The sequence below is a fragment of the Arthrobacter sp. CC3 genome (genome assembly GCF_039907775.1).
Lineage (GTDB): Bacteria > Actinomycetota > Actinomycetes > Actinomycetales > Micrococcaceae > Arthrobacter.
In genome coordinates, this window is record NZ_JARCCY010000003.1 from 234,182 (window position 1) to 255,719 (window position 21,538).

A 21,538-nucleotide genomic window follows, 5' to 3' on the forward strand; every position below is an offset into this window, starting at 1 on the left:
CGGTAGCATGCCGCTATGGCTATCGCACGCTTCCCAAGCTTTGTCATCGACTGCCCCGATCCGAAAGCCCTCGCGGGCTTTTACGGTGCCCTGCTCGGCTGGAACGAGAGGGTCGACGATGGCTGGGTGGAGATCCGGCCCGACGACGGCAGCAACTGCATTGCCTTCCAGCAGGTGGACGGCTACCAGGCGCCCGAGTGGCCTGGCCAGGCCCACCCGCAGCAGATGCACATGGACATGGTGGTGGAGGACCTGGACGACGGCGAAAAAGAGGCCATCAGCTTGGGCGCCACCAAGGCTGAGACACAGCCCGGCACCACCTTCCGCGTCTTCCTGGACCCTGCCGGCCACCCGTTTTGCCTCTGCCTGAGCTGACGGTTCCGCGTCGCCGGATTCCAGGGGTCCACGGACGCAGTTTTCAGTCAATGAAACTCCGCTAGCGGGCGCAAGGCCGTTCCCGGGACGCTTGGGGAAGCCCCGAAACTTCCCCTTCGTAACGAATCGAGCCGACGTTGACTCAACCATTCCGACCTTCCGCCCTCCGCTTCGAACACCACGAAGAGCCCTTCGGTATCGGCGAGGAGCAGCCGCGGCTCTCCTGGCGGGTCACCTCCGAAACACCGGGCTGGTTCCAGTGCGCCTACGAACTCGAGCTGGGCGCTGATGAAACCCGCTTGGTCAGCTACGGCCGGACCGAATCCGTGGGACAGCTCCTGCAGCCGTGGCCGGCACCCGCGCTGACCAGCCGCCAGCGCGTCGCGGTCCGGGTCCGTGTGTGGGGCAACGACGACGGCGGTCCCTCCGAGTGGGGTCCCGTCACCTATGTCGAAGCCGGGCTCCTGAACCCGGAAGACTGGCAGGCCGCCATGATCCGGCCGGCCCGGGATGAAGCCAGCGAAGACACCGAGCCCGCCTCCCGGCTGAGCCGCACGTTCGAAGTCACGGGCTCCGTGGCCTCCGCACGCCTCTACGCCAGCGCCCACGGTGTCTACGTGGCCTCGATCAACGGCCGGCGCGTCGGCCGCGAGCGACTGGCGCCGGGCTGGACCAGCTACCACCACCGGCTCCGCTACCAGTCCCACGACGTCACCGACTACCTGCGGCCCGGCACCAACGTCATCGGACTTGAACTTGCCGACGGCTGGTGGCGCGGCAACCTGGGCTTCCAGGACAAGCGCAACACCTACGGCGACCGCACGGCGGCGATCGCGCAGTTGGAAATCGCCGACGACGGCGGCAACATCACGATCATCGGAACCGACAGTTCCTGGTTGGCTGGCAGGAGCCCGGTGCTCGGCTCCGATCTCTACAACGGCGAAACGTATGATGCCCGGCTGGAAGATGGCGGCTGGGCAGGTGCCGAAGACGCCGCCCTCGGCCCGGTGGCCGTAGAGGACTTCGATGCGTCGGTGCTGGTGGCGCCGGACGGTCCGCCGGTGCGCGCCACAGAAGAACTGCCCGTGGCCGCAGTGCTGGCCACACCGTCCGGGAAGACCATTTTGGACTTCGGCCAGAACCTGGTGGGACATGTACGCCTCCGGGTCAGCGGAGAGGCCGGCGCGGAGGTGGTGCTGCGCCACGCCGAGGTCCTGGAACACGGAGAACTCGGCACCAGGCCGCTGCGGGTGGCCAGGCAGACCGACCGGTACATCCTGCGCGGCGGCCGTGAGGAAATCTGGGAACCTGAGTTCACCATCCACGGCTTCCGCTACGCGGAGGTGACCGGCTGGCCCGGTGACCTGGACCCGGACGCGTTCACCGCCGTCGTGGTCCACTCAGACCTGGCGCGGACCGGTTCCTTCGAATGTTCCGACCCCATGCTGAACCAGCTGCATTCCAACGTGGTGTGGGGCATGCGCGGCAACTTCGTCGATGTGCCAACGGACTGCCCGCAGCGCAACGAGCGGCTCGGCTGGACCGGCGACTTCCAGATCTTCGCGGCAACGGCATCCTTCCTCTACCGGATCCCCGGCTTCACCGCCTCCTGGCTGAAAGACCTGGCGGCGGAGCAGGGAACCGACGGGCCTCCGCCGCTGGTGGTCCCCGAAGTGACGTTCGACAAGCCGCCGTTCCCTGTCCGCCCGGTGATGGCCGCGTGGGGTGACGCCGCAGTGCTGGTCCCCTGGGTGCTGTACCAGCGCACCGGTGACCTGGAGTTCCTGCGACGGCAGCTGCCGGGAATGATCGCGTGGCTGGACGCAGCTGCCGAGGCTGCCGGACCGGAATTGCAATTCGAACAGGGTTTCCAGTTCGGCGACTGGCTGGACCCGGCAGCGCCGCCCAACGATCCCGGCGCTGCCCGGACGCCGTGGCAGCTGGTGGCGCAGGCCTACCTGGCGTACTCGGCGCGGGTGGCCGGCGAGGCCGCGCGGCTGCTGGGGGAGGACTCCTCCACCCTGGATGGGCTCTCGCAGCGGGCCGCCGATGTATTCCGTAGGCGTTATATATCCGGTGACGGGCTCCTGATGCCGCCCACGCAGACGGCCTACGCCGTCGCGCTGAGCTTCGGACTGCTGGAAGGCGGGGAACGGGCGGCCGCGGCCGCGGGGCTGGCCGGCGCGGTGGAAGCCGACGGCTACCGGATTGCCACGGGTTTCGTAGGGACCCCGCTGGTCTGCGACGCACTGACCGACCACGGCTACTCGACGGCCGCCTACCGGCTCCTGCTCCAGACGGAATGCCCTTCGTGGCTTTACCCGGTGACCATGGGTGCCACCACCATCTGGGAGCGGTGGGACTCCATGCTTCCGGACGGCAGCATCAACGAGGGCGAAATGACGTCCTTCAACCACTACGCCCTGGGTGCCGTGGCCGACTGGATGCACCGCAGCCTGGCGGGACTGGCTCCGGCCGGACCCGGCTACCGGAAACTGCTGGTCCGGCCCCGGCCCGGCGGCGGGCTGGGATGGGCACGGGCCAGTCACGAAACGCCGTACGGGACGGCCGAGGCCAGCTGGGACCTGGCCGGTGCGGACTTCACGCTGCAGGTGACCGTGCCGGCGGGCTGCACCGCAACGGTGGTGCTGCCGGACATGGACGCGACAGCGCACGAGGTGGGTTCGGGGACGCACTCGTTCAGCTGCACTGTGATGCCCGACCGCGCTGTCAGGGCACCTGAGCTCGCGGCGCAGCCATGACACTGGATCCGGAGCTGGCGGGCCTCATGCACCACGTGGCCGGTGCAGGGTCCTTCGCCGAGCTCCTGGCAGATCCCTCCGGCCTGGAGCGGCTGGAGGCCTTCAGCGCCGGAACGGCCGCGTATGCGGCGCCGGAGGTCGCAGTCCGGACCGTGGACGTGCCGGGCCCCAACGGCCCTGTGCCGGTGCGTATTTACGTCGGCGCCCCGGACACTTCCGGGGACAGCCCGGCCGCTGCAGGAGACGGGCTCCCGGCCCTCGTGTGGGTTCACGGCGGCGGTTTTGCCGGCGGCGGCCTGGACATGCGGGAAGCGGACCAGCTGGCACGGGAGGTGGCCGACAGGACCGGCGGGGTGGTGCTGTCCGTGGGCTATCGGCTGGCACGCGGCGGGGTGCATTTTCCGGTGCCGCACGAGGATGTCCTGGCAGCCTGGTTGTGGGCCGTGGAGCACGCCGCAGAGCTGGGGGCTGACGCCAGGACCCTCTGCCTGGGCGGAGCCAGTGCCGGTGGCAACCTGGCGGTCGGTGCTGCCCTGTTTCTGAAGGATGCGGGCCGCCAGCTGCCCGCGAAGCTGGTGCTCGCCTACCCGTTCCTGCATGCGGAGCTGCCGGTGCCGCCGGACCTGCCGGAGCCGGGAGATCCGGGGTCAGGGGACCTTCGGGCGGAGGGCATCGCCGGTCTTCCGCGTATCCTCCGCTTCACGGCGGACGATTGCCGCGCCATGGTGGAGAACTACATCGGAGGTCCCCTCCTGATGGCGTCTTCCTACGCCATGCCCGGCTACGCGGACCCTGCCGGCCTGCCGCCGGCTGCCGTCCTGGTGTGCGAATACGATGACCTGCGTCATTCCGGCGAGCTGTTCGTGGACGGTCTCCGGGCGGCCGGGATCGCCGTGGAGGCGCGCATGGAACCGGGCGCCACGCACGGCTTCCTCAACCACTCGGCCGGACTGCGCATTGTGCAGCGCGGCCTGCAGTTCCTGGCCGGTGAAGTGGCGTCGGCGAAGCCATTTCAATGATTGGAAATTCCCGTTTCCGCCGGGGCTTCCGTCCAGCAGGCTTAGGGAAGAAGACGCCGGATCGATCCTGATTCCGGCCATGGCAACGGATGGAGTCATTGATGACTGCAGGACAAGTCCTGAAGGGGATCGAGTTTTCACGTCCCGGCGGAGTGCCGTTGCTGCTGGACCTCTACCTGCCGGCGGAGGGAACCTCCCAAGGTCCGGTGCCGGCGGTTGTGCATTTCCACGGCGGCGGCTGGCGCATGGGGGAGCGTTCCTCCCTGGGCCCGGTGACCGACGCCTTTGCGCTGACGCCTTTCGAGCGCCTCGCTGCTGCCGGGTTCGTAGTGGTTTCGGCGGACTACCGGCTGTCCTCGCAGGCCGTCTTTCCGGCCCAGCTCGAGGATGCCACAGCGGCGGTCGCGTGGCTCCGGACCCACGCGGCCGAGTACAACGTTGACCCGGGCAGGATTTTTACCTGGGGCGATTCGGCAGGCGGGCACCTGGCCTGCCTGGTGGGCCTCGGCGCTCACGTGCCCGGCAGTGACGGGTCCGGCACCGTGGCGTCCGGTGCGAACGCAGTCGCCGCCGTCGCGGCCTGGTACGCGCCAACAGACCTTGTCCGGATGGGCAGCCAGGCCCTGCCGGATGCCGTGGCAACGGCCGACGACCCCGGTTCCCGCGAAGCGCTCCTCCTCGGAGCCCAGCCCGCTGATGCCCCGGACAGGGCAGCCGCGGCGAGCCCGCTGAGCTATGCGGGCGGCCAAGCGCCACCGTTCTTCCTGGCCCACGGCACGGCGGACCGGTTCGTCCCGCCGGCCCAGGCCACCACGTTTGCCGCGGCGCTGGAAACCGCCGGTGCCGACGTCGAACTTCTCCTCATCGAAGGTGCCGACCACATGTGGCTGCTGCCGGACAAAAGCCCGGCAGCGGCGCAGAAGGTCCTGGACGCCACCATCGATTTCTTCCGCAGGCATGCCCGGATCACCTGACCCGGCACCTGGTGACCAGCCACCTCCTGATTTTTCACCCCCTGATTTTGAACCTCTTGAATTTGAACCCAGCCTGACCGGCATTCCCGGTGCCCGGGCTAGACCTGAAAGGCTCCACATGCAGTACATCGGCATCAACCACCGCGGCGAACCCTGGGCAGCGGTCCTGGCGGACTCCCGCGTTTTCCCGCTGGCACCCGTGGGCGAGTTCTGGGCGGACGCCGCCGGCTGGCAAGACAAGTCTGTCTCCCTGACGTCCGGTACCTCACAGCCCGACGGCGGCGGCTGGCTTGAGCGAGGCAGCACCACGGAATTGCCCCTGGTGCCCGCATCGGCCCGCGTCATCTGCGTGGGCCTCAACTACAAAGCCCACGCCGCGGAAGGCAGCTACAAGGACCAGGAGCTCCCTCCGTATCCCACGCTGTTCGGCCGCTGGACGGCTTCCCTGTCAGTGGGGAATGTGCCGGTGCCCGTGCCGTCCGGCGAAGCGGGACTGGACTGGGAAGGCGAAGTGGCGGCGTACATCGGCCGACGCGTGGAATCCGCGGACGAGGCCGAGGCGGCCGGGGCGGTGTTCGGCTATTCCACATTCAATGACCTCACCGCCCGCCGGGCGCAGAAGCTCACTACGCAGTGGACCCTGGGTAAGAACGGCGACTTCACCGGGCCACTCGGCCCGCTGGTCAGCCGGGACGACGTGGGCGATCTCCGTGACGGCCTCCAGGTCCGCACGCGGGTGAACGGCACCGAGGTCCAGAGCGGCAACACGCGGGACATGATCTTCTCCGTGCCGGCCATCATCTCGCTGATCAGCCAGACCCTCACGCTCCACCCCGGCGATGTGATCGCCACCGGAACCCCGGAGGGCGTGGGGTACGCCCGCACACCGCAGTGGCTGCTGCAGCCGGGCGACACCGTTGAAGTCGAAATCGACCGCCTCGGCACGCTCACCACCCCCGTTGGCGACATCTCACTCCGTGGCCGTGCCTGATGGTCACGCTGCAATCCGCCTCTCCCGACGAGGTGCCGGAGGAGGTGCAGGTCCTGATCTCCGGCGGCGGCCCCAGCGGGCTCTTCCTCGCCCTGGACCTCGCATCCCGCGGCATCCCGAGCACGGTGGTTGAGCCACGGACCACCGTGGATCCGGCCCGGCCCCGGGCCAAGACCACCAACGCGCGCACCATGACCCACCTCCGCCGGCTGGGGTTGGCGGACGCACTCCGCGCCGCGGCCCCGCTTCCCGTGGACTACGCCCAGGACGTGACCTTCTGCACCGGCCTTACCGGCCCTTCCGCCCATGAACTCCGGACGTTCCGGCATGCGTTCCAGCTGGTGCCGGGCCGCTACGGGCCGCAGCCTGAATCCGGCCAGCAGGTCCCGCAGCCTGTCCTGGAGGAGGTCCTCCGAGCTGCCGCGGCCGAGGCCCCGTTGGTCACCTTGCTGACCGGGTGGCACGTGCAGGACGTCAGTGTTCACTCCGGTGCGGTTCCTTCGGGAACCGCCACTACCGGAAGCCGGACCGCCGCCACCGGAAGCCGGACCGCCGTCGTGGTGGCGGACAGTACCGGACGGACCCGCACCATCACCGCCGACTACGTGGCCGGGGCCGACGGCGGTTCCTCCGCCGTGCGCCGCAGCCTGGGCATCCGCCTGGAAGGCGGCTCCGCGGAGCTGTCCAACATCAGCATCATGTTCCGTTCGAAGGACCTTGGTTCCGCGATCGCGCTGCAACCTGCCGTCCAGTACTGGGTGGTGGGCGGGGAAACCGCCGGGATGGTGGGCCGGATGGACCTCGCCGATACGTGGTGGGCCATCGTGCAGGGCGTGGACGCGGACGCTGCGGGCGCGCTTGCGGATGATGCCGCCGTCGCCATGGTCCGCGAACTGGTGGGCGCAGAGGTGGACGTTGACGTGGTGGCCACGGATCCCTGGACCGCCCGCATGCTTCTTGCCCCCGGCTACGGCCGTGACGGCGTGTTCCTGGTGGGTGACGCGGCGCACCTGAATCCTCCGTGGGGCGGGCACGGCTTCAACACGTGCATCGGCGATGCCGCGAACCTTGCGTGGAAGATCGCGGCCAGCGTGGCCGGCTGGGGCGGGCCGGAACTCCTGGCCAGTTACGGGCTGGAACGCCGTCCGGTGGCGGCGCGGACCATCCGCGACGCCGCCACCAACGGCGAGGCGCTCGCCTACCATTTCGCGGATCCGGCACTGCGCAGTGCCGGCAGCGACGGCGTGCGGGCGAGGCAGGCGGCGTACGAGGCGCTCGCGGTCAAGCAGAGCGAGTTCGATTCGCTGGGACTGGTGCTTGGCTACGCCTACGCGGATTCGCACCTGGTGGTGCCGGACGGGTCCCCGGTTCCCGCTGAGGACCCCATCCGGTACGTCGCTTCGGCCAGCCCGGGGGCCCTGCTGCCGCATGCATGGCTGGACGACTCCACGTCCGTCTACAGTCTGCTGGGGGCAGGGTTCACCCTCCTGGCCGACGCCGCTGCGCTGGGCCGGGTGCCGGAAGCCCAGGCTTTTGCGCCGGTGGTCCAAGCTGCAGCCGGGCGGGGCATCCCGGTGACCATCACCGCCGTCGGGCCTTCCGATGACGGGACGCCCATGGCTGACCTGTGGGGAGCCGACGCGGTGCTGGTCCGCCCGGACCAGCACGTGGCCTGGCGGGGTACTTCCGCAGAGGCGGCCGCGGCAGCGCTTGCCGTTGCCGCCGGCTGGAGCGCAGCGTCCCGGCACTCTTTGGGGCACAACTCCTCGCAGCCCGTCCCTTCTCCGTCCAACCCCTCACACGTCAACGAAAGGGGCTCCCGTGTCAGCGCCGTCATTCCGTGATTTTCTCTTCGCCCCGGACCATCCGCGGGTGGCCGGGATCCGCGGCCTGGCCGCCCGGGACTACGCCGAGGCCGCCAAGACCGATTCCTTTGCCGGGCCCATGATCGAAGGCTGGGACGCGCTCTACCCGGAACCCTTTAGCGGCATAACGAACGACGGCGTCCTCCGCCCGGGGCTCTATCCGCTGGCACCCGCACGGGACGGCGAAGAAGCGCCCACGGCGTCGATGGTTGCCGCCGGCCGGAAGCTGCTGGAGGTGGCCACACGGGAGCAGGTGACCCGGTTGACTTACGCCGTGGACGCCCACGAGTGGAAGAGCTGGGCGAATCCGGAGTTCATGCAGCACGACACCGGACTGCGCCTTGATGAGCTGGATCCGCCGGTCCGCGATGCCGCGCTGGCCGTGGTGGAGGCGAGCCTGAGCCCGGCCGGCTTCGAACTGGCCAGGAACCTCATGCGGATCAACGGATTCCTGGGTGAACTGGTGGAGCTTCCGCTGCTGATGAACGAGTTCAGTTACAACTTCGCCTTGTTCGGTGAGCCTTCGGAGACGGAACCGTGGGGCTGGCAGCTCTTCGGCCATCACGTGGCGCTCAACTGTTTGGTCGCGGGCACGCAACTGGTGATTTCGCCGGTGTTCCTCGGCGCGGAACCGGACGTGATCGACGCCGGCCCGCACCGGGGCGTCAAGGTCTTCAAGGAACGCATCGCGCTGGCCCGGCAACTGATGGGTGCGCTGCCCGAGGGGCTCCGAAAGGAGGCGACCGTGTACGCCGCCATGGTGGACCCGGCCATGCCCGAGGGGCGCATCCACCCGGGGGATGAACGGCACCTGGGCGGCTGCTTCCAGGACAACCGGGTGATTCCTTACGAGGGCATCCCGGTCAGCTCGATGCCGCCTGAAGCGCTGGCCGTGCTGGAGGAGGTGGTGGAGGATTTCATCGCCTACCTGCCGGACGGACCCAGGGCTGCGCGGCGCAGGGAGATCCAGGCGCGCTACGGCGAGAGCTGGTTCAGCTGGATCGGCGGCTGGGAGGGGCAGGCGGCCTTCTACTTCCGGCTGCAGAGCCCGGTGGTGGTGATGGAACTGGACCACCACACGGGGGTCTTCCTCAGCAACGAAGAGCCGGCACCGTTCCACATGCATACGGTCCTGCGTACGCCCAATGGCAACGACTATGGCCGCGAACTCGTGCGCCACTTCCCGTCGATTGCTCCGTAACAGCCGTTTTCCGGGGTGAAAAGGGCGCCCACGGAGCAATCGATGACTCCCGGAAACCAGAAATGGCCCGGACTTCCTTTCGGAAGTCCGGGCCATAGGTGTTTGTTGGTCCTTCTCAGATGTCCAGGGCAGCCCGACGCTGCGGCGGGGGGCCGACGACGGTCAGGTCCATCTCTGCCTGGGCGCGGCCGAAGCCTTCCATGTCCATGTACGGCGTGCCGCCTTCGGTGTACATGTAATCGTCCGTGGGCTTGTTGAAGTACTCAAAGAAGCCGTTGAAGACCGACGGCGTCAGGAAACCCACCATCTGGGTGTGGTGCGAGTCGAACGCGAAGGAGTGGACGGTCCCGGCCGGCGCGTGCACGAAGTCGCCCTTGGTCAGGAGCATCTCGCGGCCGTTGGCGTAGAGCCACATCCGGCCCTCGGTGCACAGGAAGTTCTCGGTATGTTCCGAGTGGAAGTGCAGCGGAATGTAGGGCGACTTGGCTCCCTTGGTGTGCACCGCAAAGTAGTTTGAGCCCGTGTTCGCAGGCCTTGAGAGGTACGTGAACATGGTCTGGTAGCTCACCAGGCGTTCGCCTTCGCCCGCGCTGAGGAAGTACGGGCTCTGGGTGGAGGGAAGACCGGCGTCCTGCTGGAAGGTGGGTGCAACACGCTCCACTTCAGGGAACGTGATGCCGAACTCGGCGCCGACTTCGGCCTGCTCCTGCGCGCTGCGTTTGTGGCCGGCATGCACTGGCGGAACATGCGAATCGATCGGAGTGCCGACGCGTTCGTAATAGGCCTCGGCACCGCCGGGCGTCATCCAGTTCAGGAAGCGTGTGTAGTGGCTGGCCATGCGGTAGGCGTGCGGAGTTCCTGGCGGTATGACCACGGAGTCGCCGGGCGTGAGAATGCGGCTCTCGCCGGGCAGCCACACGTGCAGGATGCCGTCGAAGACGTACAGGGTTTTGTGCTCCACCTTGTGGCTGACGAAGGGAGACTCGGCCCCCATTCCGCCCGAGACGTAGGCGGCACTGAAGATGCCGCCGGTGTCCGCGGATCGGGCGATGACGGTGACAAGCTGCCCGTTGATTTCGTACCGGGCGCCCTCGCCGGACGCCATGTAATAGGGGACAGCCTCGCCGGGCAGCGCGTTCGCCACCGGGAGTTGTGTGTTCATTTCCTCAACGCTGAGGGACATTGGTTCCTTCTTTCCAGTCCGGAGCTTCGCCGTGGCGTGGTCACCAGCATGCCCTCAAACGAGGCGCCGGGGCGTCGGGCTTTCCAATGAGTGAAATTTATTTCGGCGTAGCCCGGCTACTTCGCGCCGCATTCCTCCTCCGTCACGTGCTCGCCCCACGCCGTTTCCGGGCCTGGACCAGGCCGCGGCCTTCTGTGACATGCAGGGTCTGGCCGTTCGCATGTGAGTGCCAGGCGGTGTGCGCGCCCGGGGCGAAGCGGACCATGTTCACGCGCAGCTGCGAGGGTGCCTCGCCCTTGGCGATGACGTCGAACCAGACGTCGCCGGTGAACATGTCCGCCGGCCCCTTGTTGCATCAACACTAGGAGCCTCACCGGGCTGCAGGGAGGCCCTGCCAGTACCTGTATCAACAGAACCTTCCGCGCTGAGCTGCAAAACGGTTTGCTGGATACGCAGCGAAAACTTCCTAAGGAGCACCACCATGGCAACAGAGACCCCTTCGCGGGCCCAGCAGTTGATCGGCGACGTCGCGCCCAAGCTGGTCCAGCTCACCGACGATGTCCTGTTCGGCGATGTCTGGGAACGGCCCGGCCTCTCGCCCCGCGACCGCAGCCTGATCACCGTTGCTACGCTGACGGCGCTCCACCGCACCGGCCAGCTGCCGTCCCACCTGCGGCTGGCCCTCGCGAACGGCGTCACCGCCGACGAGCTGGTGGAGATGTTCACCCACCTTGCGTTCTACGCCGGCTGGCCCAATGCAATGACTGCCGTCACGGCGCTCAAGGAAGTGCTGGCAGAACAACAGCCGGAAGAGCAGCCGACGACGGCGCACGCCGGCTAAGCAGCGAACTCGGCGCCACGGACATCATCGCCGCCGTGCGCGACGGCGGTGCCGTTGGTAGGGTGGGAGCTGCCCAGTACACCGATGTGCCCATGAATTTCGGCACCGTGATGCGCAATATCACCCTGACCGGCGGCGTGGCCCCGGCCCGGGCCTACATCGAAGAACTCATGCCGGACATCCTCTCGGGAACAATCCAGCCCGGCATGGTGTTTGACCACATTGTGGCCCTCGACGACGTCGCTGCCGGCTACCGCGCGATGGCCGACCGTACAGCGCTCAAAGTGCTCATCCGCCCCTAACGCTGACGTTCACCCACCCACCGAACCTCATACCCAACGAATCCAACGAACACCCAACATTGGAGAAGACATTGCTTACCGCTAACGCTTACGCCGCACCGTCCGCTGACGGAGACCTCATCCCCACCACCATCGAACGCCGCGACGTCGGCCCCCACGATGTGCTGATCGAGATCAAGTTTGCCGGCATCTGCCACTCGGACATCCACACGGTCCGCGGTGACTGGGGACCCCAGCAGTACCCGCTGGCGCCCGGCCACGAAATCGCCGGAATCGTCACCGAAGTGGGCGCTGAAGTCACCAAGCACACCGTCGGCGACCGCGTCGGCGTCGGCTGCATGGTGAATTCCTGCCGCGAATGCGTCAACTGCCAGAAGGGCGAGGAACAGTACTGCCTCAAGGGCAACACCGGCACCTACGGTGCAGTGGACCGCGACGGAACCATCACCCAGGGCGGCTACTCCACCCACGTCGTGGTAACCGAAGACTTCGTGGTCCGGATCCCCGAGGGCATCGAGCTCGACGTCGCCGCGCCGCTGCTCTGCGCCGGCATCACCACCTACTCGCCGCTGCGCCACTGGGGCGCCGGCCCCGGCAAGAAGGTGGCCATCGTCGGACTTGGCGGCCTGGGCCACATGGCCGTCAAGATCGCGCACGCCATGGGCGCCGAGGTCACCGTGCTGTCCCAGTCACTCAAGAAGCAGGAAGATGGCCTGAAGCTGGGCGCCGACCACTACTACGCCACCAGCGACGAGAACACCTTCGCCGACCTGGCAGGCAGCTTCGACCTGATCATCAACACCGTTAGCGCCTCGATCGACATCAGCTCCTACCTGCAGCTGCTGACCCTTGACGGCACGCTGGTGAACGTCGGTGCTCCGGCGGAACCGCTCCCGGTGAACGCGTTCGCGCTCATCGGCGGCCGCCGCTCCTTCGCCGGTTCAATGATCGGCGGCATCCGCGAAACCCAGGAAATGCTCGACTTCTGCGCCGAGCACAACCTCGGTGCCGAGATTGAAGTCATTCCGGCCGAGAAGATCAACGAAGCCTACGAACGCGTCCTGGCCTCCGACGTCCGGTACCGCTTTGTGATCGACACCGCGACGCTCAGCTAGCCCAGGCCGCGTCAGCGACCCCAAGCGGTAACAACCGAAAGCAGCGCCGTCCTCAGGAGAGGGCGGCGCTGCTTTGTGCCATTACCGTTTCGCCGGCGGCACAGCTACCCGGCGGTCATCACATGCGTGAAGTGGTCGTAGCGGAGGGTGAGGGGACCACCCTTGTGCGCCAGGCTGATGTTGGCGCCGTTGGGCGAGCCGCCGGCGCCGTAGCTGACATCCCACGACCGGTTCAGGGCTGCCTTGAACTCGTAGTTTCCGGCGGCCAGGTCCACGGACAGCTTCCACACAAGGTCGGCCGGGTCGAGTTTCAGCTGCGCCTGGTCGCAGGCGGGCATCCAGTCCTCCGGGCAGCCGAGCTCGGAGTTCATGCTTCCCGCTGCTGCCACAGCCCCGGGCTGCTGGGAGGCGTAGACCGGGCTCAGCAGGTGTGTGGTGTGGTCGTAGCGGAACGTCACGTCACCGCCCGGGTGCTCCAGCACGATGTTGCCGCCGTTGAACGCGCCGCCGGCGCCGTAGTTCTCGTCCCACTTGCCGTTGAGCGCTGCCTTGAACTCGTACGTTCCCGCCGGCAGGTTAGGCACTGTGAGGCGCCAGACCTTGTCCGCCGGGTCGAGCTTCATAAAGGCCTTTCCGCACGCAGGCTGCCAGTCGCCCGGGCAACCCATCTCCGAGTTCAGGCTGCCCGCCACGGTCACGGAGTCCGGCTGCGGGATCTCCCCGGCCACCACGGTGCGGATATCGCTCACCACGTTCTCCGCCCCCGGAACGGACATGGTGGCCCGGTATCGGACTTTGGTTCCGTCTGCCAGGCCCAGGGCCGAAAGGTCGTCGAAGACCGTGTACGCGGGCGAGGAACTGTCCGATCCGATCGGAGTCCATTCGCCGCCGTCCACACTGCGGCCGAAGCTGACCGTATAGTCAGCCTTTTCCGGGCTGGCCGTGGCACTGACTTCCACCTTGCCGTCCACGCTGCTGCCCTCTGCCGGCTTCTGCATGGCCAGGACCGGGGCGGGTACGGTGCCGCTGCGTGCGGCGCTGAGCGAGGTGTTTCCGCCGTTGTCGAGGACAACAGCCCGGTATTCCACAGCGGTGCCGGGGTTCAGCCCGGTGACGTCGTGGAACACCTGGTACGGGGCGGTATCGTCCGTTCCGATCGGTTCCCATTCTCCGCCCGCGGTCCGCGCCTGGAAGGTGACCTCGTAGAACGAGGAACCGTCGACGTCGGCCGCCACCCGGATCCTGCCGTTGTCGCCTTCCGCCGTGGCCGGCTGCTGAAGGGCGACGGCGGGAGCCGCCTTGGAGCGGGGGATCCGCCCTGACGATTCGTACACCACTGCGGACAGCGGCGGAACGGTGACGGTGAGCTTGCCGTCGTCAGCCGTCTTGACCTCTGCGGCGGTAGCCGCGTCGCCTGCGCCGCCGTAAATTCGCGTGTAGCTGCGCTTGGCGATGTAGGTGGGCACGGCGGCGGTCTGCGCGGACCCGCTGTTGTTCACTGCCACGACGTATTCGCGCTGGTCTTTCGCGTCGGTGCGGGAGAACGCGTAGATTCCCTGGCCCTGGGCGGCATAACGGTTCTGGTGGGCGCCGTTGCGCAGTGCCGGGTGCTCGGCGGTCAGCGCGGCGAGCTCGCTGATCTTGCTGTAGAGCGGGTGGCCGGTATCAAAATTGTCCGTCGCGTGGCTGGCATCGGTGCCCAGCAGGTCGTCGTCCAGGTATTCCGGCACCTGGCTGGCGAAAAGGGTCTGGCGCGCATCCTGGTCCCCGCCGGGACCGGTGAAGCCCTGCTCGTCCCCGTAGTACACCACCGGGTTGCCGCGCGAGAAGTACATCAGTTCGTGGGCCAGCCGGTCGCGGGCAACGCGTTCGGCGTCGTCCGCGCGAGGGTTGTCCGCGGCGATGAAGCTGCCGATCCGGCCCATGTCGTGGTTGCCCAGGAAGGTGGGGAGTTCGTAGACGTTGGAGTCGGCATCCGTGTACCAGTCGTCCCCGGCGAAGAACGTCTCCAGCTGGCTGGCGGACTGGCTGCGGGAGGCAAAGTTCCGGGCTGCGTCCTGGAACGGGAAGTCCAGCACGGCCTGCATCTTGTTGCGGGTGGTGAACTGCGAGGTGAAGCTCTTGGAGGTGTCGAAGACCTCGCCGAACATAAAGAACTCGTCCTTGCCCTGTGCCTTGGCGAAATCAAGAACCTCGGGCCCGAACTTTTGCCAGAACTCGTCGTTCACGTGCTTCATGGTGTCGATCCGGAAGCCGTCGACCCCGAAATCCTTGATCCAGTCTTCGTAGACCTTCGTCATGCCGTCCACGACTTGCGGGTTCTCCGTGAAGAGGTCGTCCAGGCCGAAGAAATCACCGTAGAAGGAGTCCTCGCCCTGGAAGGTGGTGTCCCCTCGGTTGTGATAGAGCGCGGGGTTGTTGAGCCAGGTTGGAACCTTGAGGCTCTCTTCGCCTTTCTCCAAGACCGGCTCGTAAGGGAAGGACTTCAGCGGGTCCACTTCCGGAAACGTGTCCGTTCCGGCGTAGTCGCGGTCGTCGAACACCTCGCCGGCCGCTGTTTTGTAGGGCGCGGCGTCCTTGGAGACGTATGGCTTGCGCGCGCCGTCTTTGTAGCCAATCACGTCCGCTGTGTGGTTGGTGATGATGTCGAAATAGACCTTCATCCCGCGTGCATGCGCCTCGTCGATCAGTGCTTTCAGCTCGGCGTTGGTGCCCAGGTGCGGGTCGATCTGGGTGAAGTCCGTGACCCAGTACCCGTGGTACCCGGCCGACTTGTCCTCCGTCTGGACTGCCTTGTTCTTAAAACTGGGCGTCAGCCAGATGGATGTGGTGCCCAGGCCCTGGATGTAGTCGATCTTGTCGAGCAGGCCTTTGAGGTCGCCGCCGTTGTAGAAGCCCTTCTTCGTCGGGTCGAAGCCGGAAACCATCGGGTCGCTGCCCAGCCCGCCGTCGTCGTTCGCGGTGCTTCCGTTGCTGAAGCGGTCCGCCATCACGAAGTAGAAGTTCTCATCCGTCACCGGCGCCCGGAGCGAGTGGGAGGCCGCCGGTGCGCCGGGGTCTTTCGGCTGCGGCGCCGCATGGGCCGGGGCGGCCAGCGAGGCGGCGGCAACCAGTGCTGCGACCACCGCGGCGACGCCTCTGGCGTGCTGCCTGCAGGGTGGATTCTTGTGGTGTGGACTGCGGAAAAACACGATAAGGAGACCTTCCGGAGAGCGACGGTGCTGTTGTGAAGGATGATGCTGGAGTGCGGCATCTGAGAGCCAAGTCACAACTGTAAGCGCTTGCACCGACTTTTTCCAGCTAATCCCAAGGTTGCTTTGTATCCGCTCCCGTTGGGTAGCATGAAACCCACCGACCCGCAGCTGAGGGAGCCTGCTCTTGCCGCCAGAACGCTCATTCCGGCCCCGCTTGACCGGTTCGGCCGGCTTTCAGGAAGACGCCGTCCGCCGCCTCAGGGCCGCGGGCTGCGTGTTCGCCGAGGAGGAGGCCGGACTGCTGACGGACGCCGCCGCCTCGGCTGCGGAACTGGAAACTATGATCGGACGGCGCGCGGCCGGCTTGCCGCTGGAACACATCCTCGGCTGGGTGGAATTCTGCGGACTCCGCATCGGCGTGGCCAGCGGAGTGTTTGTGCCCCGCCGCCGCACCGAGTTCCTGGTCCGGCAGGCGGAGCTGCTGCTCCGCGCGCACGAAGGCGCGCACGAAGGCGCGACCTCCGAAGGCACGACTTCCGGTGGAGGCACGCACGACGGCGGGCGGCGCACCGCGGGGAGGGCCGTCGTCGTGGACCTGTGCTGCGGTTCCGGAGCCGTGGGGGTGGCGCTGGCGGCCCGGGTGACCGGAATCGAACTGCATGCCTCTGATCTGGATCCGGCCGCAGTGCTGTGCGCCAAAGGCAACATCGAGCCGGTGGGCGGGCACGTCCACGAGGGTGATCTGTTCGAACCGCTGCCGCCCGGGCTGAGGGGCCGCATCGCCGTCGTGATGGCCAACGCACCTTACGTGCCCACTGCGGCGATCGGAACCATGCCGCCGGAAGCCCGCACGCACGAACCGCGGATGTCGCTGGACGGCGGTCCGGACGGGCTGGACATCCAGCGCAGGGTCATCGCGGAGGCGCCGGCCTGGCTTGGCCCGGGCGGGCACGTGCTGATCGAGACGAGCCGGGGGCAGGCGCGCCGGACTATCGGGCTCATGCGGCGGGCAGGACTGACCGCCAGGCTGGCCAGCGACCCGGAGCTGGACGCCACAGTAGCCATCGGCACAGCCTCTATCGGCGCAGCCTCTGCCGGCGCAGCCTCTGCGGGCAATGCGGCTCAGAAGCGGCGGTAGCCCAGAATCCGGCAGTAGCCCAGAACCGGCGGTAGCTCAGAATCCGGCAGTAGCCCAGAACCGGCGGTAGCTCAGAATCCGGCGGCGGCGGGTTCCTCGGCAGCCCGCTGTGATCCCGCAAGCAGGTCGGAGTAGAACCGGAGGTACTCCTGGACCATCCGCTGGGAACTGAAGCGTTGCTCGGCCGCACGCCGGCAGTCGCTGCGGCGCAGCCAGCCGGCGCCCTGGAGTGCCTCCGCGAGAGCCTCGACGCTGTCCGCCAGGAACCCCGTTTCGCCGTCGTTAATGATTTCCGGAGCGGACCCCCGGCGGGTCGCCACCACCGGTGTGCCGGCGGCGAGGGCCTCAATCATCACCATTCCGAACGGTTCCGGCCATTGGATCGGGTTCAGGAGGGCCACGGACTCGCCCAGGAGTTGGTATTTGTCCGCCGTCCCCAGCTCGCCGAGGTATTCAACGTCCACGCCCAGGAGGGGTTCGATCACGTCGTGGAAGTAGTCCAGCTCAAACGGCTCCCGCATCTTCGCGCCGATCCGCAACGGGATGCCCGCCCGGCGCGCCACCATGATGGCCTGCAGGAGGCCTTTGTTCGGATGCATCCGTCCCAGGAAGCACGCTCCGCCGTTGTGCGACGGGCTGTACCGGATAACCCTGACGTCAACGCCATGGTGGATGACCGCGTCCACCTTTACCCCGCGGGCCGTGGAGGCCTGATGGTGCGAGATGGCCACAAGCGCTGTCTCCCGTTGCATGGCACGGTAGATCAGCGTGAGTTCGTCGTCGAAAGGCCCGTGCAAAGTCGTGGCGCGGGGAATGTCAGGCATCTCCCGCTGGCACAGCGGACCGAGCAGCGTGTGGTCGTGGATGATGTCCACGTCCGTCATGGATTCATAGGCACGCAGGACATGCAGGATCTCCTGCCGTCCCGAGTCCATGCTGAGTTCGGACGAGTCGGAGAGGCCCGGAACCCTCGGAACAGGACACGTGCTGTCGCTCGAGGCGGCAAGCACAACATCGTGCCCTGCCTCTGCGAGCCCCGCCGCCAGGGTGTGGACCACGGATTCCGTCCCGCCGTAGCTTGGCGGGGGAACGGGAATCCATGGTGGTGCCAGGATGCCAATACGCATAGTGCCTCCTATGTCAGCCGGCCCTCTGGCCGGGGTCATGGTGGACCCGGATGAGGTCCGCCAGGGGTTCCTGCGTCCCCAGATGCAGTTCAATCGACGCCGGCAGCCCCGTCACATGGGCTGCGTTACGCGAAACCTCGATGGTCAGGCGGGAACCGGCTAGCGGCACTTGTTCCTTCTTCAGGTAGCCGAATCCGTCCGGAAACACGGGGCTCAGCCAAAGCCGCCCGGTGGGCGCGGAAGGGTCGAAGCGCAGCAGGACGCGGATGAGGTGGATGGGCGTGGCCGCTGCCCAGGCCTGCGGAGAGCACGACGACGGGTAGGACACCGGGGGCCGGCCCGCTTCGCGCGGGAAACCGCAGAACAGCTCGGGGAGCCTGCCGCCGAAGGCCTCCGCGGCGTCGAAGAGTGCCATGGCCACCCGCTGCGATTCTTCAATGAAGCCGTACCGCATCAAGCCGGCGGCAATCAGGGCGTTGTCATGCGGCCACACGGAGCCGTTGTGGTAGCTCACGGGATTGAACGCACCCATGGTCGAAGCCAGGGTGCGGACACCCCAGCCGGAGAACATGTCCGGTTCCATGAGCCGTTGCGCCACGAGGGGTGCCTTCTCGTCGTCGACGATTCCCGACCACAGGCAGTGCCCCATGTTGGAGGCGCACGCATCCACGGGCCGTTTGTCCTTATCCAGGGCCACTGCGAAGTACCCGCGCTTTGGCAGCCAGAACCTGCGGTTGAACTCCTCCTTCAGTGCTGCGGCACGGTCACCCCAGCTGCGGGCAAGTGCGCCGTCACCGGCGTCCAAGGCAAGCAGGGCACGGGCCACGTAAGCGCTGTAGGTATAGCCCTGGACCTCGCACAAGGCGATGGGAGGTTCGGCGAGGGTGCCGTCCGCAAAGTTGATTCCGTCGTAGGAGTCTTTCCAGCCCTGGTTGAGGAGGCCGTGCCGGGTGGCGCGCTCATATTCCACAAAACCGTCCCCGTCACGGTCGCCGTAGTTGGTGATCCAGTCCAGCGCGCGGTCCGCGTTGGGGAGGAGTTCCTGGACCGCCCGCGGTTCCAGTCCCCAGCGGCTGATTTCACCCAGGAGCGTGACGAACAGCGGGGTGGCGTCCGCCGTTCCGTAGTAGGTCTTGTCTCCGCCGAGGGACAGGGCAGCGCCTGAACCGAGGCGCACCTCGTGGAGGATCCGTCCGGGTTCCTCCTCGGTGAGCTTATTGATTTTTTGGCCCTGGTAGTCGGCAAGCGTCTGCAGCGTGCCGAGCGCGATGGCGGGATCAACCGGAAGCGCCATCATCGAGGTCAGCAGGGAGTCGCGGCCGAAGAGTGCCATGAACCAGGGCGCGCCGGCCGCCACCACGGTGCGGTCCGGATGGGCCGGGTCCGCGATCCGCAGGGAGCCCAGGTCCCGCTGGCTCTGGCGCAGGATCCTTTCGAGCGAGGGGTTGTCCATGCTGATTACCGGCGCGGCGGCGCCCCAGCTCCGGTGGCGGAGGGCGGGAGCCGATTCGTGCTGCGGTGTGCTGGCGGAGAACCTGCCAGCGGGTTCGCTGCCGTCGGAGCTGGGTGTGACCACCAAGGTGGCGGTCCATGAACCCTTCGCGGGAACAACCACTTTGTACATCACGCCGTGGCGGTTCACGTCTGCCCCCGGCGCGCGTACCGTCACGCCCAGCAGCCTGTTGTTGTGGCGGCCGCTGATGACCAGCCGGTCGCCTTCCGGCCGGTGGGAGGGGCGCAGCTGGCGGGTCTTCCGGCCGGCCTTGACCTCGAAGAGGTCCGCGAAGTCCGCCTCCACCGCCAGTTTGATGCTGCAGGGCGCCGGGGCGTTGGAATAGTTGCGCACGGTCAGCGTCTCGCGGATGCCGTCGCCCACCTGCCGGTCCCGCTCAATGACCATGGGCCGGTCGGCGGCTCCGTCCGGCTGCGGCGCCCGGCCGGTGAAGACAGCCCGGTACGGTTCCGGGTTCACCGCCATGAGCCCTTCCACCACGTGGTTGTTCACCAGCAGGTTCCAGCGGGACAGGATCCTGGTGTCCTGGTAGAAAACACCATGGGCCATTCCGGGATCCAGGTCCCCGTTGCCGGCGGAAATGAAGAACGACGATCCTTCAACGATGGTCACGGCGTTGTGGCCGGTGGAGCCGGCCGTGTCCAGGTTCCAGCCGTTCATGGCCGGCGCCGGGCAAGGGGCCGCACCGCAAAAGCCGGGGGGACGGGGGCCAGGCGTCGGAAACTCATGAATTCACTCCGGACCGAGGATTCAACGGCTGACTGCTTAGCCACCCACATTCTAAATTTCCGTGCCGCCTCCGGCAAGGTTCTTTGGACCCTTTCGCCGGTTCCGTGGAAACAGGCCGACCCGCCCGGAACCAATGGTCCGGACGGGTCGGCGTGGGTGCTGCCGGCGGTAGTGCTGTCGCTGTGACTGCCGTCGCTTTATTGCTGTCGGGTTTGTTAGGTCCGCTCAGGGTTCGAGTTGGTGGCCGCGCCGGCGGGCGTTGCGCCGCCTTCGTCGGACCAGTCCTGGCCGGTTGAGTCATTGCGGGCCGGGTCGCTGGTGACGTCGGGGACGCTGCCATCCGCGGTGCCCAGATTGATCGTCTCCGGATGTGTGCTGTGGGACGGCACGTAGTCACCGGCGGGCAAGTCGCTTGCTGCCGCGTGAGCCCCGGTCGCAGCCGTGTGGTCCGTGGCTGCCTTGTCGCGGTGGACAGCGGAACTGATGACGGTGCCTGCACGGCGGGCTGCCTCGGTCAGCTGGTCGGACACTTCGGGCGCCTTTTCCTTGACCGCCTCTGTTGCTGCCGCGACTTTGTCCTGGACCGGTTTGCTGTCCCAGAGCGCCGCGGCCCTCGCCTTGATTTTCTCGTAGGCGGCGCGGCCGGACCTGGAGCCCAGGACGAAGCCCGCTGCCACTCCGGTACCGAAAAGAAGTTTTGCTTTCATGATGTGCTCCTGCTCCGTGAGAATCCGTACTGCGGCGAATCCGTGTGCGGGTGGACCCCCGGGGGGAACGCCCGTCGGTCTAAGCCCGTAGGTATAAGTCGGTAGATGGAAGTCCCTAGGTATAAGCCCCTAGCTACAAGGCCGTGGATGGGGTGGCCGTTAATGGAAAAACGGCCCCAGGAAAAATCCCGGGGCCGTTTCTCAGGCCGGATTCCGCTTTAGCGGGCCGTGCGCTTGGTGATCATGCCGTAAACAAGCAGGACGATGATCGCGCCGCCAATGGCCAGCAGCCAAGTGGACAGCGAGAAGAACTCGTTGATGCCAACACCGAAGAGCAGGCTGCCAATCCAGCCGCCGAGGAATGCACCTACGACGCCCAGCAGCAGGGTGATGAAAATGCCACCGCCCTGACGGCCGGGGAGGATTGCCTTAGCGATTGCTCCGGCGATAAGGCCCAGAATCAGAAATGCGAAAAAACCCATTTTATCGTTCCTTCTTCTTT

The 21,538-nt window shown here is 67.1% G+C and carries 18 protein-coding genes; 11 read left to right on the forward strand and 7 right to left on the reverse strand.

Annotation, left to right across the window (positions count from 1 at the left end):
- Nucleotides 1-15: 15 nt before the first annotated feature.
- The 7 genes from PV761_RS02885 (at nucleotide 16) to PV761_RS02915 (ending at nucleotide 9,187) form a co-directional block, all read left to right on the forward strand.
- Entirely contained in the window at nucleotides 16-375 is a 360-nt protein-coding gene (locus PV761_RS02885; RefSeq protein ID WP_347894182.1) for a VOC family protein, read from the forward strand.
- 137 nt (nucleotides 376-512) lie between these two features.
- The gene (locus PV761_RS02890; protein WP_347894184.1) at nucleotides 513-3,137 is read left to right on the forward strand and encodes a glycoside hydrolase family 78 protein; all 2,625 of its coding nucleotides are present in this window, start codon (nucleotides 513-515) and stop codon (nucleotides 3,135-3,137) included.
- Nucleotides 3,134-4,156, forward strand: coding sequence for an alpha/beta hydrolase fold domain-containing protein (locus PV761_RS02895; protein WP_347894186.1), 1,023 nt, complete (start codon nucleotides 3,134-3,136; stop codon nucleotides 4,154-4,156). The genes PV761_RS02890 and PV761_RS02895 overlap by 4 nt, the downstream gene beginning before the upstream one ends.
- A gap of 101 nt (nucleotides 4,157-4,257) precedes the next feature.
- Nucleotides 4,258-5,130 carry an alpha/beta hydrolase gene (locus PV761_RS02900; RefSeq protein WP_347894188.1) on the forward strand — a complete coding sequence of 291 codons (873 nt, stop codon included), beginning with the start codon at nucleotides 4,258-4,260 and terminating at the stop codon, nucleotides 5,128-5,130.
- 118 nt (nucleotides 5,131-5,248) lie between these two features.
- Nucleotides 5,249-6,121 (forward strand): fumarylacetoacetate hydrolase family protein, encoded by an 873-nt coding sequence (locus tag PV761_RS02905; protein WP_347894190.1) that lies wholly within the window; start codon nucleotides 5,249-5,251, stop codon nucleotides 6,119-6,121.
- Nucleotides 6,121-7,965, forward strand: a complete 1,845-nt coding sequence (locus PV761_RS02910; protein ID WP_347894192.1) for an FAD-dependent monooxygenase — start codon at nucleotides 6,121-6,123, stop codon at nucleotides 7,963-7,965. Before PV761_RS02905 ends, PV761_RS02910 begins: the two co-directional genes overlap by 1 nt.
- Entirely contained in the window at nucleotides 7,943-9,187 is a 1,245-nt protein-coding gene (locus PV761_RS02915; RefSeq protein ID WP_347894194.1) for a DUF3500 domain-containing protein, read from the forward strand. The genes PV761_RS02910 and PV761_RS02915 overlap by 23 nt, the downstream gene beginning before the upstream one ends.
- 115 nt (nucleotides 9,188-9,302) lie before the next feature.
- On the opposite strand, the gene PV761_RS02920 is transcribed toward PV761_RS02915, so the two are convergent.
- Both PV761_RS02920 and PV761_RS02925 read right to left on the reverse strand, forming a co-directional pair.
- A complete protein-coding gene (locus PV761_RS02920; RefSeq protein WP_347894196.1) occupies nucleotides 9,303-10,370 on the reverse strand; it encodes a quercetin 2,3-dioxygenase in 1,068 nt (355 codons plus the stop codon).
- A gap of 142 nt (nucleotides 10,371-10,512) precedes the next feature.
- The gene (locus PV761_RS02925) at nucleotides 10,513-10,704 is read right to left on the reverse strand and encodes a hypothetical protein (RefSeq protein ID WP_347894198.1); all 192 of its coding nucleotides are present in this window, start codon (nucleotides 10,702-10,704) and stop codon (nucleotides 10,513-10,515) included.
- A gap of 147 nt (nucleotides 10,705-10,851) precedes the next feature.
- On the opposite strand from PV761_RS02925, the gene PV761_RS02930 reads away from it, so the two are divergent.
- From PV761_RS02930 to PV761_RS02940, 3 genes are all read left to right on the forward strand, one after another.
- A complete protein-coding gene (locus PV761_RS02930) occupies nucleotides 10,852-11,211 on the forward strand; it encodes a carboxymuconolactone decarboxylase family protein (protein ID WP_347894200.1) in 360 nt (119 codons plus the stop codon).
- Between the two features lie 62 nt (nucleotides 11,212-11,273).
- A complete protein-coding gene (locus tag PV761_RS02935) occupies nucleotides 11,274-11,513 on the forward strand; it encodes a hypothetical protein (protein WP_347894202.1) in 240 nt (79 codons plus the stop codon).
- 71 nt (nucleotides 11,514-11,584) lie between these two features.
- Nucleotides 11,585-12,628: an NAD(P)-dependent alcohol dehydrogenase gene (locus PV761_RS02940; RefSeq protein WP_347894204.1), complete on the forward strand. Its 1,044-nt coding sequence runs from the start codon at nucleotides 11,585-11,587 to the stop codon at nucleotides 12,626-12,628.
- 104 nt (nucleotides 12,629-12,732) lie between these two features.
- On the opposite strand, the gene PV761_RS02945 is transcribed toward PV761_RS02940, so the two are convergent.
- Nucleotides 12,733-15,723, reverse strand: a complete 2,991-nt coding sequence (locus tag PV761_RS02945) for an alpha-amylase family glycosyl hydrolase (RefSeq protein WP_347894233.1) — start codon at nucleotides 15,721-15,723, stop codon at nucleotides 12,733-12,735.
- A gap of 313 nt (nucleotides 15,724-16,036) precedes the next feature.
- Here PV761_RS02945 and PV761_RS02950 point away from each other — a divergent pair, with 313 nt between their 5' ends.
- Nucleotides 16,037-16,960: a putative protein N(5)-glutamine methyltransferase gene (locus PV761_RS02950; RefSeq protein WP_347894206.1), complete on the forward strand. Its 924-nt coding sequence runs from the start codon at nucleotides 16,037-16,039 to the stop codon at nucleotides 16,958-16,960.
- A gap of 71 nt (nucleotides 16,961-17,031) precedes the next feature.
- On the opposite strand, the gene PV761_RS02955 is transcribed toward PV761_RS02950, so the two are convergent.
- The 4 genes from PV761_RS02955 to PV761_RS02970 form a co-directional block, all read right to left on the reverse strand.
- On the reverse strand, nucleotides 17,032-18,087 hold the full coding sequence (locus tag PV761_RS02955) for a glycosyltransferase family 4 protein (protein ID WP_347894208.1): 1,056 nt from the start codon (nucleotides 18,085-18,087) through the stop codon (nucleotides 17,032-17,034).
- A gap of 13 nt (nucleotides 18,088-18,100) precedes the next feature.
- Entirely contained in the window at nucleotides 18,101-20,260 is a 2,160-nt protein-coding gene (locus PV761_RS02960; protein WP_347894210.1) for a glycogen debranching N-terminal domain-containing protein, read from the reverse strand.
- Between the two features lie 284 nt (nucleotides 20,261-20,544).
- Nucleotides 20,545-21,036, reverse strand: a complete 492-nt coding sequence (locus PV761_RS02965) for a YtxH domain-containing protein (RefSeq protein ID WP_028270596.1) — start codon at nucleotides 21,034-21,036, stop codon at nucleotides 20,545-20,547.
- A gap of 218 nt (nucleotides 21,037-21,254) precedes the next feature.
- Nucleotides 21,255-21,518, reverse strand: coding sequence for a GlsB/YeaQ/YmgE family stress response membrane protein (locus tag PV761_RS02970; protein WP_011690132.1), 264 nt, complete (start codon nucleotides 21,516-21,518; stop codon nucleotides 21,255-21,257).
- Nucleotides 21,519-21,538: the final 20 nt, after the last annotated feature.